The following is a 14,386-nucleotide window of genomic DNA, read 5'->3' on the forward strand; positions in this document are numbered from 1 at the left end:
CCAGCGGTCGGCGGTGCCCAGGGTCCCGAGGTCGACGTGCGCCGCCCACGTGCCGTCGTCGGCCAGCAGGGTGTTGGGCGCGCACGCGTCGCCGTGGCAGACGACGAGCACGTCGACCGGGGGGGCGTCGTCGACCAGGTCGCCCGACGAGCCCGCCCGGCGGACCCGGGACGCGACGCCCCAGTCGAACGGGCACTCGTCGACCGGCAGGGCGTCGTGCAGCGCCCGCAGCCCCGCGCCGATCGCGCGCGCCGCGACCGCGGGCTCGGCCATCCAGCGCGGGTCGACCGCGCTGCGGCCGGGGATCGCGCGCGTCACCAGCCAGGAGCCCTCGTCGTCGGACCCGTGCTCGAGCACCTCGGGAACCGGGGTCCACGCGGCGGCCCAGCGCAGGCGCGCAGCCTCGGGCGCGAGGTCGGTCGGCGCCCACTTGAGGTAGCGCTCACCGGTGCAGAACGTCAGCCCGCCGGCCTCGTTCTCCCACACGGGTTCGAGGACCGCGCCGCGAGCGAGCCGACCGACGGATGCGGGCACGGCGACCGCGCCGTCCGGGCGTCCGGACAGCACGCGGACAGGTTCGTCAGGCGTCGGTCTCGCCGAGCGTCTTGCGCAGGAACGCGTAGGTCAGGTCGCCCGCGGTCTGGTCGTGCTGGTGCTCGTAGCCGTGCTTGGCGTAGAGCGCGAGGTTCTGCACCGAGTCACGCCCGGTGAACACCCAGACCTCCTCGATGCCGTCGGGCAGGTACGGGAGGATCGCGAGCAGCATCTGCGTGCCGAACCCGAGACCCTGCAGGTCCGGGGCGACCGCGAACCGGCCGAGCGTCGCCTTGGCGCCCTCGACGAGCACGCGGATCGAGCCGACCATCCGGTGGCCGTACCAGCCGCCGAGCGTGATCACGCCGTCGGCCTGCAGGTCCTCGGAGAGCTCCTCCAGCGTCTGGACGAGCGGCGGGATGTGCGGGTCGCCGTACTGCTGGGCCTCGGTCACGAAGGCGGCGCGGCGCAGCGTCAGCAGCTCACCCGCCTCGTCGAGGGTGACCGGGCGGATGTCGAGGTCGGCCTGCGTCATGACCCCATCGTGTCAGGCCGTCGCGCCGGTGCACGACTCCCGTCGCCCGTGTCACCCCCTGCGTCGCCCTGTGTCCCACTCTGCGGATGCCTGCGGATGGTGGTCCCTCCGGCGCGCGCGCCGCCGCGCGCACTACTCTCGGCCTCGTGTCCCCTGCTGCGCCCCTGCCCACGGACGACGCGACCCACTGGGTCCTGACGCTGTCCTGCCCCGACCGCCCCGGAATCGTCCACGCCGTGGCCGGGCTGCTCGCCGAGCACGGCGGCAACATCACCGAGTCGCAGCAGTTCGGCGACCCGCTCTCGGGGCTGTTCTTCATGCGCGTGCAGGTCACGGCGTCGGTGGCCCGGCCGGTGCTCGAGGCCGCGCTCGAGGCGCTGACCCGGGAGTTCGACCTGACCTGGTCGCTCGACATCTCCGGCCGGCCGGTGCGCACGCTCGTGATGGGCTCCACCGCGGCGCACTGCCTCAACGACCTCGCGTTCCGCCAGCGCTCGGAGAGCCTGCCGATCGAGCTCGTCGCCGTCGTCTCGAACCACACCGTGCTCGAGCCGCTCGCCGAGTTCTACGGCATCCCGTTCCACCACGTCCCCGTGACGGCCGCGACCAAGGCGGACGCCGAGGCCCGGCTGCTCGCCCTGGTCGAGGAGCTCGACGTCGAGCTCGTCGTGCTGGCGCGCTACATGCAGATCCTGTCCGACGACCTGTGCCGCGCGCTGTCGGGCCGGGTCATCAACATCCACCACTCGTTCCTGCCCTCGTTCAAGGGCGCACGCCCCTACGCGCAGGCCCACGACCGGGGCGTCAAGCTCATCGGCGCGACCGCGCACTACGTGACCGGCGACCTCGACGAGGGGCCGATCATCGAGCAGGACGTCGAGCGGGTCGACCACTCGCGCGCGGTCGAGGACCTCGTCGCGCTCGGCCAGGACGTCGAGCGCCGCGCGCTGGCCCGCGCCGTCCGATGGCACGCCGAGCACCGGGTGCTGCTGGACGGCCACCGCACCATCGTCTTCCGCTGACACCTCTTGACGGGGCTCCGCGTCTCGGCGTACCTTCGTATTCAACGAGTTAGTTGATCAACCGATGGGTAGATGAAGTGCTTCCTGATCCGACCTCCGACGACAGGCTCGACCGCGCGTTCGTCGCGCTGGGCGACCCGGTGCGGCGGCGGATCGTGGCCCGGCTCAGCCGGGGTCCCGCCACGGTCGGCGACCTTGCCGCACCGTTCGAGATCTCGCTGCAGGCGGTCTCCAAGCACATCCAGGTGCTCGAGCAGGCGGGCCTCGTCACGCGCACGCGTGACGCCCAACGCCGGCCGGTGCACCTCAACCCGGGCGCCCTCGAGGAGCTCACCGCGTGGATCGACCGCTACCGGCTGATCCACGAGCAGAGCTACCGGAGCCTCGACGCGCTCCTTGCACCAGCAGTCCCCGACCGGCCTGCCGACCCCGGCCCGGTCACCCACCAGGAGGAACGACCATGAGCAACGACCTGCACGTCGACGCGCCCGAGGGCGTGCCGTTCATCGACATCACCCGCGAGTTCGACGCCCCCGTGGCGCGCGTCTTCGAGGCCCACGCCAAGCCCGAGCTCGTCGCCCAGTGGATGGGTCCGCGCGACCTGACCATGGACATCGCCGAGTGGGACTTCGTCTCGGGCGGCCGGTGGAGCTACGTCAGCACGGGCCGCGACGGCGCGTCGTTCGGCTTCCGCGGCATGTTCCACACGGTCCGCGAGAACGACTTCGCGATCCAGACGTTCGAGTTCGAGGGGTACCCGGACGTCGTCGCGATCGAGAGCGTCGCGTTCGAGGACCTGGGCGACGGCCGCACCCGCCTGCGCATCCACTCGGTCTACCCGACCCTCGAGGCGCGCGACGGCATGGTCGCGAGCGGCATGGAGGGCGGCGTCAAGGCCGGCTACGAGCAGCTCGACGAGCTCCTCGCGGCCTGACGCCAACCGCCCCAGCGCCGGGCGTGCGGGCTACTGCTCGCGCGCCCGGCGCTGCAGCGCGTCGATCACCACGGCGATCGCCAGCACGATCCCGGTGACGGCGTAGCGCACCGACTGGTCCAGGTTCAGCAGCGTCAGCCCGGTCGAGATCGACTGGATGATGAGGATGCCGAGCAGCGCGGACCAGGCCGAGCCGCGGCCGCCGTACATGCTGGTCCCGCCGATCACGGCCGCCGCGACGGCGGTGAGGGTCACGTCGACCGCGCCGCTGGCCTGGTTGGCCGCGGCGAGCCGGCCGACGGCGAGCACGCCGCCGAGAGCCGCGAGCGTCGAGCAGGCCGCGAACACCGTGACGAGCACGCGCCGCACGGGCACGCCCGCCCGACGAGCCGCCTCGGCGTCGCCGCCGACCGCGCGCACGAACCGTCCCCAGCGGGTCCGGCGCAGCGCGAGGTCGGTCAGCGCGACGAGCGCGACGAACAGCGCGAACACCGCCCCGACGCCCCGGTTGGTGCCCAGGTAGGCCACCGCCGTCGCGAGGACGGCGGCGAGCACCGCGACGCGGGCCAGCACCGAGGCGAGCGAGGGCGCGGAGAGCTCGGCCCGGTGGCGGCGCGCCCGGTCCTGCAGCCGCGAGCCCGCGTAGAGCGCGACGACCGCCGCGACCACGAGCCAGGACAGCAGGGGCGGCAGGAAGCTCGTCTGGCAGAACCGCACGAGCCAGGACTGGAACGGCAGGTTGACCGAGCCGGTCGAGCCCAGCACGCGTAGCTGCAGGCCGCCGACGACGAGCAGGCCCGCGAGCGTGAACACGAAGCTGGGCACGCCGAGCCGCGTGTGCACCGCGCCGTACAGCAGCCCGATGAGCACGCCGGCGGCCAGCGCCGCGGCCACCGCGAGCGCGAGCGGCCAGCCGATGCGCACCGCGCCGACCGCGACGATCGCGGCCGCGAGGCCGGAGACCGCCCCGACGGACAGGTCGATCTGGCCGAGGTGCAGCGTCAGCACGACCCCGAGCGCGATCACCCCGGTCGCCGCCGACTGCTGCGTGAGGTTGACCAGGTTGTCGCTCGAGAGGAACGAGCCGTTGAGCGACTGGAAGACGATCCAGATGAGCACGAGCGCTGCGGTGATGGGCAGCGCGCTCATCTCGCCCGTGCGCAGGCGGCGCCACAGCTCGGCGCCCGGACGCTGCGGGGCTACCAGGGGCGCGCTCATCGCGCGACCCCGGTCATCGCGGCGAGCAGGTCCTCGTAGGTGACGCGGTCGGCGTCGAACTCGCCGTTGGTCCGGCCGAGGCGCAGCACGACGATGCGGTCGGCGACGGCCTGCAGGTCGGACAGCGAGTGGCTGGTGATCAGCACGGCGTGGCCGCGGGCGCGCAGACGCTCGACGAGCGTGAGGAACTCGGCGATCTGGGTCAGGCCCAGCGACGCGGTCGGCTCGTCGAGCAGGATGACGCGGGGCTCGCCGAGCAACGACCGGGCGATCGCCACGGCACGACGCTGCCCGCCGGACAGCCCGGCGACGGGGATCCGCACGGACGGGACGCGGGCGGCCAGCTGGCCGAGCAGCTTCCACGCCTCCTTCTCCATCGCCACCTCGTCGAGCAGGCCGCCGCGCACGGGCTCCTGGCCGAGGAAGAGGTTCTCGACGACGTCGAGGTTGGCGCACAGGGCCAGGTCCTGGAACACCGCCGCGATGCCGAGGGCGCGCGCGGCGGCCGGATCGGTGAGGGTCACGGGCGCGTCGTCGACCAGCACCTGGCCCTCGTCGGGCTGGAGTGCGCCGGACAGCACGCCGACGAGCGTCGACTTGCCCGCGCCGGTGTCGCCGACCACGGCCACGACCTCGTGCGCGTGGATGTCGAGGTCGATGCCGAGCAGGGCGCGCGCGGCGCCGAAGCTGCGCGAGACGCCGCGCAGCGAGAGGACCGGGGTGCGTGCGGGCACGGTGCTCATCCGCCCTCCCCGTCCAGCAGGCCGGCGGCGACGCACGCCTCGGTGTACGGCTGCACGCAGATCTCCTCGGTCGTGAAGACGCCACCATCGACGATGATGCGGCGAACATTGTGGACGTCGACGGCGACCGGAGCCAGCAGCAGCGCCGGGACGCCGCCGAGCCGCGCCGTCGCGACGGGCTTCTGACCACGTGCCACGCGCACCGCGAGCTCGGCGGCGGTGCGCCCCTGCTCGGACAGCGCACGGTAGACGGTCATGAGCTGGGTACCGGACACGATGCGCTGGATGGCAGCCAGCTCCGCGTCCTGCCCGGTGACCGGCGCGACCGGGTCGAACCCGGCGGACAGCATCGCGGAGATCGCGCCGCCGGCCTCGCCGTCGTTCGCGGCGTACACCGCCTCGACGCGCTCGCCGTACTGCGTGAGCTGGTCGCTCACCCAGGCCTGCGCCTTGTCGGGGCTCCAGTCCGGGGTGTCGTAGGACGCCAGCACGTCGATGGGCGTGCCCGCGAGCGCGGCCGTGAGCCCCGCCTTGAAGCGCACCGAGTTGGGGTCGGTCGGGGAGCCGTTGACGACGAGGATGCCGTCGCGATCGGTGCTCGGGCCCGTGCGGCGGGTGGCCAGCGCGGTCACGAGCGCCTCGCCCTGGAGCCGGCCGACGCGCGCGCCGTCGACACCGACGAAGTAGTCCAGCGGCGCGTCGGCGATGAAGCGGTCGTAGGCGATCACCGGCACCCCGCGCGCCGCGGCGCGCTGCACGATGCCGATCGCGGCGGTCGCGTCGACGGCGTCGAGCACGAGCACACCCGCCCCCTGGGTGAGCACCGACTCGGCCTGCTGCTGCTGGCGCGCGGCGTCCTGGTCCGCGTTGGCGTAGAGCACGCGGCAGTCCGGGCAGCGGCGCGCGACGGTCTGCTCGAACGACGGGCGGTCGACGCTCTCGTAGCGCGCGGCCTTCGACTCGGGCAGGAGCAGCGCGATCGTCGTCGGGGAGGGCGCGCGGTCCGCGGGGGTGTCGGCGCAGCCGGCGAGCGCGAGCAGCACGACGAGCACCGCGGCGGCGGTGGTCAGGAGGCGGCCCCGGTTCACGACACACCCACCGCGGCGCTGATGTTCACTCGGTCGAGCGCGACGGCGAGGGCGCCCCGGACCTCGGCGGACGCGCCGAGCGCACCCTCGACGACCTCGACCGGTCCCCCGGTGCTCGGGATCGTGCGCTCCATGAGCGTCGCGCGCAGCGGCCCCAGCAGCATCTCCCCCGCCTCCGCGAGCTGGCCGCCCACCACGACGACCTCCGGGTCGAGCAGGTTGCACACGCTCGCGGCCGCGACGCCGAGGTGGCGCCCCGCGTCGCTGAGCACCCTGCGGCAGCCCGGGTCGCCCTGCTCGGCGCGCGTGATGACGTCACGCAGCGTCAGGTGACCGTGGCTCGAGCGCAGCGTCTCGAGGATCGCGGGGGCGCCGACGAACGTCTCGAGGCAGCCGCGGTTGCCGCACCGGCAGACCGTGCCGTTGTCGTCGATCGTCACGTGGCCCACCTCGCCCGCGGCGCCTACGCGCCCGTGGAACAGCTCGCCGTTCAGGACGAGGCCCCCGCCCACGCCGTGCGAGACGCGCAGGTAGACGACCTGGCGGCGGCCCCGGGCGGCACCGAGCCGGACCTCCGCGAGCGCGCCGAGGTTCGCGTCGTTGTCGACGTGCACCGGGACACCGAGCCGCGCGCCGAGGAGCTCGGGCACGGCCGCGCCGTCCCAGCCGCGCAGGAGCCCGCGCGTGGAGACCCGCCCGGTGCGCACGTCGACCGGCGCGGGGACGCCGACGCCGACGGCCAGCACCTCGGACATCGTGGCGCCGACGGACGCGACCATCTCGTCGGTGAGCATCGCGGCGCGCTCGAGGCCCGCGTCGGCGCGGTGGTCGGGCGGGAGCGGCAGGCGCTGCTCGGCGACGATGCGGTGGGCGACGTCGGACAGCGCGACGCGCAGGCTGCGCGTGCCGAAGTGCAGGCCGACGACGAGCCCGAGGTTGCGCGCGAGCGTGACCTGCTGGGCGCGGCGGCCGCTGCGCGTGGTGGGGGCCGTGTGCAGGACGCCCGAGCCCGTGAGCTCGTTGACGATGTTCGACACGGTGGCCGGGGACAGCCCTGTGAGGCCGGCCAGCTCGACCTGCGTGAGGGAGCCACGCTGCTGGACGGCGTTGACGATGCGAGCCCGGTTGGCTTCACGGAGTGAAGTTTGGGAGCCCGGCGTGACCCGGTCTTCGCCCACGCCCGGAAGGATACAGCCCACTCCGGTGCAGCCCGCCCGAAAGCGCAGGTGACGACGCCCGCCCGTGCGGCGAAAGTTGCCCTGGGCGTGCATCTTCGCGCCTCGTCGCCCACCATGGACCCCGGCGTTCGCTCGCGCCGCCACCCGTTCGGGTCACCCGTCACCCGTTCGCTCGAGGGGATCGACCGCCCGGTTGCCTCCGTGAGGTGAAGGGAAGATCACGATTCGATCACCACTGGCTTCATTAGTTGACGCCAAGGCTTCGGACGGGTTGGCTGTGCGTCGAACGGTCCGGGAGCAGCGTTGTTCCACGGACCAGGTCGGACCCGCGCGACGCGGATCCAACAGCCTCTGAGCGATCAACGACGACGTAGGAGCATCATGCGTACACGACGTACCCTCATGGCCGTCACGGCCGGGCTGGCCGCGAGCACTCTGCTGCTCACGGCCTGCAGCTCGGGTGACGACAACCCGTCCTCGGACGGCTCGGGCGCCGCGGGCGGCGACGCCAGCGAGGTCGAGGTCTTCACCTGGTGGGCCAGCGGCTCCGAGAAGCTGGGCCTCGACGCTCTCGTCAAGGTCTTCGGCGAGCAGCACCCCGACACCGAGTTCATCAACGGCGCGGTCGCCGGTGGCGCCGGCTCTGCGGCGAAGGACCTCCTGCAGACGCGTCTGCAGGCGAACGACCCGCCGGACACGTTCCAGGCACACGCTGGCGCCGAGCTCCAGGACTACATCGACGCCGGCCAGCTCGAGGACGTCTCCGCCCTCTACAAGGAGTTCGGCCTGACGGACGCGTTCCCGAAGGACCTCGTCGACCGCCTCACGGTGGACGGCAAGATCTACTCGGTCCCGTCGAACATCCACCGCGCCAACGTCATGTGGGCCAGCCCGGCCGTCCTCGAGGGCGCCGGTCTCGACCCCGCCGCGAAGTACGACACGCTGGACGACTGGTTCGTCGCGCTGGACAAGGTCAAGGCCTCCGGCAAGACGGCCCTCTCGGTCGCGACGACCTGGACCCAGGTCAACCTGCTCGAGACGGTCCTCATCGCCGACCTGGGCGCCGACGGCTACTCCGGCCTGTGGGACGGTTCGACCGACTGGAACGGCTCGGACGTCACCAAGGCCCTCACGGACTTCGAAAAGCTCATGAGCTACACGAACACCGACCGTGACGGTCTGGACTGGCCCGACGCCACCCAGCAGATCATCGACGGCCAGGCCGGCTTCAACGTCATGGGCGACTGGGCCGAGGCGGCGTTCGAGGAGGCCGGCAAGAAGGCTCCCGCGGACTACACCTACCAGCCGGTCCCCGGCACCGACGGCATCTTCGACTTCCTCGCGGACTCCTTCACGCTCCCCGTGGGCGCGAAGCACCCGGGTGGCACGAAGGCCTGGCTCGAGACCATCTCCTCGGCCGAGGGCCAGACGGCGTTCAACAAGGCGAAGGGCTCCATCCCCGCCCGCAACGACGCCAAGCCGGAGGACTTCAGCGAGTACCAGCAGACGGCCATCGCGTCGTTCGGCAAGGACACGATCGTCTCGTCCCTCGCCCACGGCGCGGCCGCCCCGGTCGCCACGCTGAACGCGATCTCGGACGCCACGAGCAAGTTCACGACCGGTGCGTCCGACCTGGCCCAGTACCAGAAGGACCTCGCGGCCGCGGCCGCCGGCAAGTGACGCCAGTCGCCTGACCGGTGACGGCCCCGCTCCCTGCCTCACGGGAGCGGGGCCGTCACACCGCCGTCCGGGCCGCCGGGTCGCCACACCCCGCCCGCAAACGCTAGGAACCGCCATGCCCCGCAACCTGCGCCGCTGGGGACCTCCCCTGCTGCTGATCTCCCCGTCGCTCATCCTGCTCGGCGTGTTCGTCTACGGCCTGCTGGCGATCAACGCCAGGACCTCGATGACCGACATGCACACGGCTGCCCAGACGACGGGCCGCAAGCCCACGTCGTTCGTCTGGCTCACCAACTACGGTGACCTGCTCACCTCGCCCGACTTCCAGCACTCGCTGCGCAACCTGGTGATCTACACGGTCGTGTTCCTCGGCGGGACGATGCTGTTCGGCTTCCTGTGGGCGTGGCTCCTGGACCGGCCGGTGCGGTTCGAGGGCGTGTTCCGCTCGATCTACCTGTTCCCGATGGCCGTCTCGTTCGTCGCCTCGGGTGTCGTGTGGCGCTGGCTGCTCAACTCCAACCAGGGCGAGAACGCCTCGGGCCTGAACCGCCTGTTCCAGATGGTCGGCCTCGACTTCCTGCAGAACAACTGGTGGAACAACGTCAACTACGGCATCGCGGCCATCGCGATCCCCGCCATCTGGCAGCTGTCCGGCTACGTCATGGCGCTGTTCCTGGCCGGCTTCCGGGGCGTCCCCGAGGAGCTGCGCGAGGCCGCCAGGATGGACGGCTCGACGACCTGGCAGATGTACCGCCACGTGATCTTCCCGCAGCTGTCCCCCGTCGCGCTGTCCGCGGTGATCATCGTCGGCCACATGTCGCTCAAGGCGTTCGACCTGATCATGTCGATCTCGAAGCCCGCGAACTACCAGACCAAGGTGCCCGCCATCGACATGTACGTGTTCAAGTCGAGCTTCAACTACGCCGACGCGGCAGCGGTCGGTGTGATCCTGCTCGTCATCGTCGCGGTGCTCGTCATCCCCTACCTGGTGCACCTGAACCGGACGGAGAAGAACGCGTGACCGCCGCGACCGAGCCCCTGACCAAGCCCATCAAGGCAGCGCCCATCGGTGGCGGCGGCAACGCCGGCCGTGACCGCTTCTCCTGGGGCCGCGGACTGAAGTACCTGGCCCTGCTGTTCTTCCTGCTCATCGTGCTGATCCCCGTCTACGTGCTCATCGTGACGAGCTTCAAGGGCACGGGCGACGCCTCCCCGGTGCGCGCGTGGAACCTGCCGCTGAGCTGGACCATGGAAAACTGGAAGGAGGCGTGGACGTCGCTGTCCCCCGCCATCTGGCGCACCGTCCAGATGGTCGTCCCGGCCGCGCTGATCTCCTCGCTGCTCGGCTCGATGAACGGCTTCGTGCTGGCGCGCTGGCGGTTCAAGGGTGCGGACATCGTCTTCACGCTGATCCTGTTCGGGATGTTCATCCCCTACCAGGCCGTGATGATCCCGCTGCTCAAGCTCATGCAGAGCGCGCACATCCCCAACGGCATCCCGTCGCTGATCATCCTGCACGTGATCTACGGCCTGCCGATCACGACGCTGATCTTCCGCAACTACTACATGTCGATCCCGAACGAGCTGATCGAGGCGGCACGCGTGGACGGTGCGGGCATGCTCCGCACCTACGCGTCGGTGGTCCTGCCGATCTCGATCCCCTCGTTCGTCGTCGTGCTGATCTGGCAGTTCACGTCGGCCTGGAACGACTTCCTGTTCGCCGTGTTCTTCTCCTCGAGCCAGAACGGCCCGGTCACGCTCGCGCTGAACAACCTGGCCAACGGCGCGCTCCTGCAGAACTACGGTGTCTCGATGGCGGGAGCACTGCTCGCGTCGCTGCCCACGCTGCTGGTCTACGCGCTGCTGGGCAAGTACTTCATCGGCGGCCTCATGTCGGGGTCCGTCAAGGGCTGATCCCCGCGACGACGAAGGCGCCGGTCCCCGCTGCGGGGGGCCGGCGCCTTCGTCGTGGGTGCTGCTAGTCCGTCAGGCGCAGCGTGGAGATGCGCTGCGCGGAGTCGAACACCAGGTAGACGTCCTGGATGCCGCGGACCTTGCCGAGCGCGGCCCGCACCGTCCGGTAGCTGTAGACGTCACCCGAGCTCGGCACGACGGCGGTGCCGACGACCTTGCCCTTCGGCGAGCCGAGCCGGATCTCGATCCGGCCGCCGCCCGCCTCCGCCTTGGCCACATTGGCCGTGAAGGTGCGCGGCCCGGTGCGCAGGTCGACGTCCTTGAACGCGATCCAGCTGCCCTTCGCCGTCGCGCCGACCGAGGTGCCCTCAACCTTCGAGGTGTCCACCAGCGTGGCGGCCTTATAGGCGTCGAAGTTCTGCGCCTGGGTGGTCCGGGACAGGTCACGCGGCGGGATCTTCTCGCCGACGACCTTGACCGTCGAGCTGGCCCGCACGTCGCTCGACGAGGCGCCGACGCGCACGTCGTAGGTGCTCGTCTCGACCACCCACCTGTTGCGCGTCACGTCCCAGTGCGCGAGCTCGGAGACCGGGACATCCAGCTTCACCGTCTTCGTCTGCCCCGCCGCGAGGCTGACCCGGTCGAAGTCGCGCAGCTGCGTGAGCGGCTGGGTGTCCCGCGAGGTGCGCTGGTGCGTGTAGAGCTGCACGACCTCGTCGCCCGACCGCTTGCCGGTGTTGGTCACGTCCACGCTCACCTTGACCGTGTCCCGCTTGCCGAGCGACCGGTCGTCGATCCGCAGCTTCGAGTAGCGGAACGAGGTGTAGCTCAGGCCGTATCCGAACGGGTAGAGCGGCTTGGTCGAGTCGTAGAGGTAGGTCTGGCCCGACGAGATGATGTCGTAGTTCAGCAGGTCGGCCGGCAGGGCGTCGGTCGACGTGGGCCACGTCTGGGTGAGGCGGCCCGCCGGGTTGGTGCCGCCGTACAGCACGTCGGCGATCGCGTTGCCGGTCTCCTGGCCGGCGTGCGTGGTCCAGACGATCGCCGGCACCTTCTTCTGCAGCGCCGTGATCGTGTCCGGGTAGCTGGTCTGCAGCACGACGACGGTGTTCGGGTTGGCCCTGAGCACGTCCTGGACCAGCGCCTCCTGGCTCGGGGCCAGGTTCATGTCCGCACGGTCGTGGTCCTCGCGGCCGTTGATGAACGGCATGCTCCCGACGACGAGGACCGCGGCATCGGCCTTCTTGGCGGCGGCGACCGCCTGGGCGCTCCCGCTCGTGACCACCTCGCGCGAGAACCTGGCGGCCTTGGCGGCCGTCGGTGCCCCGAGCACGAGCGCGCCGTCGGCGTTCACCGTGATGTAGGGGTTCGTGTACGACGGCGCCCAGTCGGACGTCGACTCGTAGCCCGCGTACCGCAGCGCGACGGTGCCGTCACCCTGGTCCTCGAGCGTGAACTGCTGCTGCACGAACCAGCCGTTGGGCTGCGCCTGGTCGTTGGCGAAGCCGCTCCAGTTGTAGCCGACGTACTTGCCGTTCGAGGCGCTGCGCAGCGTGACGATCCCGCTGCCCCAGTCGAAGACGTCGAACTGTGAGGTCGCGTCGGCGCTCGCCGCGGACGCCGTCAGCGCACCGCCCGCCGCGCCCGCGCCACCCGCGACGTACCTGCCCGTCGCGACGTCCTTGAGCGCGATGCGGTCCACGCCCTCGGTGCCGGTCACGTTGCCCGCGCCGGTCTTGGCCTCGATCCCGTCGCGCGCGGTGACCGCGTACGGCAGCGAGCCGCCGTACCAGTCCGTGTACAGCGTGTCCGCGAGCGGTCCGATGACCGCGACCTTCTTGTCGTTCGTCGTGTCCAGCGGCAGGGTCTTCTTCGCGTTCTTCAGCAGGACCATGGCGTCGGCCGCCGTCGTGCGGCTCAGAGCCCGGTTCGCCGGGGTGTCGACCGCGGCCTTGGTGATGCCCGCGTACGGGCCGCCGTCCGGGTCGAACTCGCCGAGCCGGAAGCGGATCGAGAGCTGGTGCGACGCGGCCTCGTCGATGTCCGCCTGCGTGAGCAGCCCCTGCGCCAGCGCGTCCTTGATGGCGGTGATCGTCGGCTGCGGGTTGTTGTCGTTGACGGTCATGCTGTCGATGCCGGCCTTGATCGCGGCGGCGTTCGCCTCGGGCGCGGTCGCGTAGTACTTCTGCGAGTTGACCAGGTTGTTCGGGGCCGCCGCGTCGCTCACGTTGAACAGCGTCTTCTCGGTCCACGTGCGCAGGAGGGAGTCCATGGTCGGGTCGACGGTCGCGGGACGACCGTTGATCAGGTTGTACGACGCCATGACGCCCGTGGCGGCGTCGGCGGTGATGGCCGGCTTGAACGCCTGCTCGTCGTACTCGTGCAGCACGCGCGGCGGCACGCTCGAGGACGTCGTGTCGCGGTGGACCTCGTTGTTGTAGGCGAGGTAGTGCTTCAGGGTCGGCGCGGTCTTGAGGTAGAAGGGATCGTCGCCGGACATGCCCTTGCCGTACGCGGTGGAGATCGCGCCCGTGAGGGTGGTGTCCTCGGAGTAGCCCTCCTCGTTGCGGCCCCAGCGCGGGTCGCGCAGGAGGTTGACCACCGGCGCCCACAGGTTGAGGCCCCACAGGGCCGGGTCCTCGGAGTTGTAGCCGCGGGCCTCGTCGCCGACGACGGTCCCGACCTGCTTGATGAGGGCCGGGTCCCACGTGCTCGCGAGCCCGACAGCCTGCGGGAAGGTCGTCGCCTTGGCGGTGTGCACGGCACCGTCCTCGTAGCTCGTGGTCCACGCGAGCCCGTGCAGCGCCTCGGTCCCGGTGCGGAACTGGCCGATGCCGAGCCGCGGCACCGGCAGCGGGAACTGGTGGAGCAGCGAGATCTCCTCGTCCGGCGTGAGCCGGCCCAGGAGGTCGTCGATGCGCGCCTGCAGCGGCAGGTCGGGGTCGCGGAACGGCAGCTCGTCCTCGCCGTGCGCAGCCTGCGCAGGGATCAGCCCGGCCAGCGCCAGGGCCAGCGCGGTGGGGATGGCCCACCGCGCTGCCCGGCGCCGCCTCGACCGGCCCCCCTGTCTCGGCGCGCTCGCCGTGCTGATCGTGGGTGGCGCGCTCCGGCGCCCTTCGGAGTTCGGTGTCTCGTGCACGGGCTGGGCTCCTCGTTCCCGGCGGAGGCACCTGCGCCCCCGCGTCGCGGCCCGTCGACCGTCGGGCGCACGCGACCAGCCCTCACGGCGACGTGAGGTGGGCGCGTGGCACCCGCGCCGCGGGGTGCGCGGATCCGGAGGGACCCCGGAACCTGTCTCCCGACGACGCTGACGGTGGACGACTGATGATTGGATCGGTCATCGAAGCGCTTCGATGACCGATCGCTTCGACCGTAGAAGTGTCCGGAATGCCTGTCAACCCGTATTTGTCGGGATCTCGGCGCGCGCGGCTCGGGTGAAAGGATTCAGTTGGGTCTTCTCGGGCGCTTCCCCGGGCGAAGCGCTTCGAGACATGACGGCGCGCCGGCCGACCTCGCGAGGTCGGCCGGGGCGCCGTCGTC

At 71.5% G+C, this 14,386-nt stretch carries 13 protein-coding genes; 6 read left to right on the forward strand and 7 right to left on the reverse strand.

Going from position 1 to position 14,386, the window contains the following annotated elements:
• Together D1825_RS04090 and D1825_RS04095 are read right to left on the reverse strand one after the other, a co-directional pair.
• Positions 1-567: phosphotransferase (locus D1825_RS04090; RefSeq protein ID WP_233549619.1), on the reverse strand; the 567-nt coding region annotated here is incomplete at its 3' end.
• 13 nt (positions 568-580) lie between these two features.
• Positions 581-1,069: a GNAT family N-acetyltransferase gene (locus tag D1825_RS04095; protein ID WP_118766191.1), complete on the reverse strand. Its 489-nt coding sequence runs from the start codon at positions 1,067-1,069 to the stop codon at positions 581-583.
• 146 nt (positions 1,070-1,215) lie between these two features.
• Between D1825_RS04095 and purU the strand changes: the two genes are divergently transcribed.
• The 3 genes from purU (at position 1,216) to D1825_RS04110 (ending at position 3,025) form a co-directional block, all read left to right on the forward strand.
• Positions 1,216-2,091: a formyltetrahydrofolate deformylase gene (gene purU, locus D1825_RS04100; RefSeq protein WP_118766192.1), complete on the forward strand. Its 876-nt coding sequence runs from the start codon at positions 1,216-1,218 to the stop codon at positions 2,089-2,091.
• Between the two features lie 77 nt (positions 2,092-2,168).
• Positions 2,169-2,555, forward strand: a complete 387-nt coding sequence (locus D1825_RS04105; protein WP_118766193.1) for an ArsR/SmtB family transcription factor — start codon at positions 2,169-2,171, stop codon at positions 2,553-2,555.
• Positions 2,552-3,025, forward strand: coding sequence for an SRPBCC family protein (locus D1825_RS04110; protein ID WP_118766194.1), 474 nt, complete (start codon positions 2,552-2,554; stop codon positions 3,023-3,025). The genes D1825_RS04105 and D1825_RS04110 overlap by 4 nt, the downstream gene beginning before the upstream one ends.
• Before the next feature lie 30 nt (positions 3,026-3,055).
• Here D1825_RS04110 and D1825_RS04115 read toward each other — a convergent pair whose 3' ends face one another.
• Genes D1825_RS04115 through D1825_RS04130 form a run of 4 tightly spaced genes read right to left on the reverse strand, consistent with a single transcriptional unit; the run spans position 3,056 to position 7,252 of the window.
• Entirely contained in the window at positions 3,056-4,243 is a 1,188-nt protein-coding gene (locus D1825_RS04115) for a sugar ABC transporter permease (RefSeq protein WP_118766195.1), read from the reverse strand.
• The gene (locus tag D1825_RS04120; RefSeq protein WP_118766196.1) at positions 4,240-4,986 is read right to left on the reverse strand and encodes an ATP-binding cassette domain-containing protein; all 747 of its coding nucleotides are present in this window, start codon (positions 4,984-4,986) and stop codon (positions 4,240-4,242) included. The genes D1825_RS04115 and D1825_RS04120 overlap by 4 nt, the downstream gene beginning before the upstream one ends.
• On the reverse strand, positions 4,983-6,074 hold the full coding sequence (locus D1825_RS04125) for a substrate-binding domain-containing protein (protein ID WP_233549620.1): 1,092 nt from the start codon (positions 6,072-6,074) through the stop codon (positions 4,983-4,985). The genes D1825_RS04120 and D1825_RS04125 overlap by 4 nt, the downstream gene beginning before the upstream one ends.
• Positions 6,071-7,252 (reverse strand): ROK family transcriptional regulator, encoded by a 1,182-nt coding sequence (locus D1825_RS04130; protein WP_233549621.1) that lies wholly within the window; start codon positions 7,250-7,252, stop codon positions 6,071-6,073. Before D1825_RS04130 ends, D1825_RS04125 begins: the two co-directional genes overlap by 4 nt.
• A 381-nt stretch (positions 7,253-7,633) precedes the next feature.
• On the opposite strand from D1825_RS04130, the gene D1825_RS04135 reads away from it, so the two are divergent.
• From D1825_RS04135 to D1825_RS04145, 3 genes are all read left to right on the forward strand, one after another.
• Positions 7,634-8,932 (forward strand): ABC transporter substrate-binding protein, encoded by a 1,299-nt coding sequence (locus D1825_RS04135; RefSeq protein ID WP_118766198.1) that lies wholly within the window; start codon positions 7,634-7,636, stop codon positions 8,930-8,932.
• 115 nt (positions 8,933-9,047) lie between these two features.
• A complete protein-coding gene (locus tag D1825_RS04140; protein WP_118766199.1) occupies positions 9,048-9,953 on the forward strand; it encodes a carbohydrate ABC transporter permease in 906 nt (301 codons plus the stop codon).
• Complete coding sequence (locus tag D1825_RS04145) at positions 9,950-10,846, forward strand: carbohydrate ABC transporter permease (RefSeq protein ID WP_118766200.1); 897 nt, start codon at positions 9,950-9,952, stop codon at positions 10,844-10,846. The genes D1825_RS04140 and D1825_RS04145 overlap by 4 nt, the downstream gene beginning before the upstream one ends.
• Before the next feature lie 64 nt (positions 10,847-10,910).
• Here the strand turns inward: D1825_RS04145 and D1825_RS04150 are convergent, their stop codons facing one another.
• Complete coding sequence (locus tag D1825_RS04150; RefSeq protein ID WP_233549622.1) at positions 10,911-13,985, reverse strand: glycoside hydrolase family 3 protein; 3,075 nt, start codon at positions 13,983-13,985, stop codon at positions 10,911-10,913.
• Positions 13,986-14,386 lie beyond the last annotated feature (401 nt).

This window comes from Cellulomonas rhizosphaerae (genome assembly GCF_003470205.1).
GTDB classification, from domain to species: Bacteria; Actinomycetota; Actinomycetes; order Actinomycetales; family Cellulomonadaceae; genus Cellulomonas; species Cellulomonas rhizosphaerae.

Bases quoted from the DNA above. Each gene is read 5' to 3' on its own strand.
- D1825_RS04135 (WP_118766198.1), top strand. From the start codon at position 7,634: ATGCGTACACGACGTACCCTCATGGCCGTCACGGCCGGGCTGGCCGCG.
- D1825_RS04120 (WP_118766196.1), bottom strand. From the start codon at position 4,986: ATGAGCACCGTGCCCGCACGCACCCCGGTCCTCTCGCTGCGCGGCGTC.
- D1825_RS04110 (WP_118766194.1), top strand. From the start codon at position 2,552: ATGAGCAACGACCTGCACGTCGACGCGCCCGAGGGCGTGCCGTTCATC.
- D1825_RS04115 (WP_118766195.1), bottom strand. From the start codon at position 4,243: ATGAGCGCGCCCCTGGTAGCCCCGCAGCGTCCGGGCGCCGAGCTGTGG.
- D1825_RS04095 (WP_118766191.1), bottom strand. From the start codon at position 1,069: ATGACGCAGGCCGACCTCGACATCCGCCCGGTCACCCTCGACGAGGCG.
- D1825_RS04140 (WP_118766199.1), top strand. From the start codon at position 9,048: ATGCCCCGCAACCTGCGCCGCTGGGGACCTCCCCTGCTGCTGATCTCC.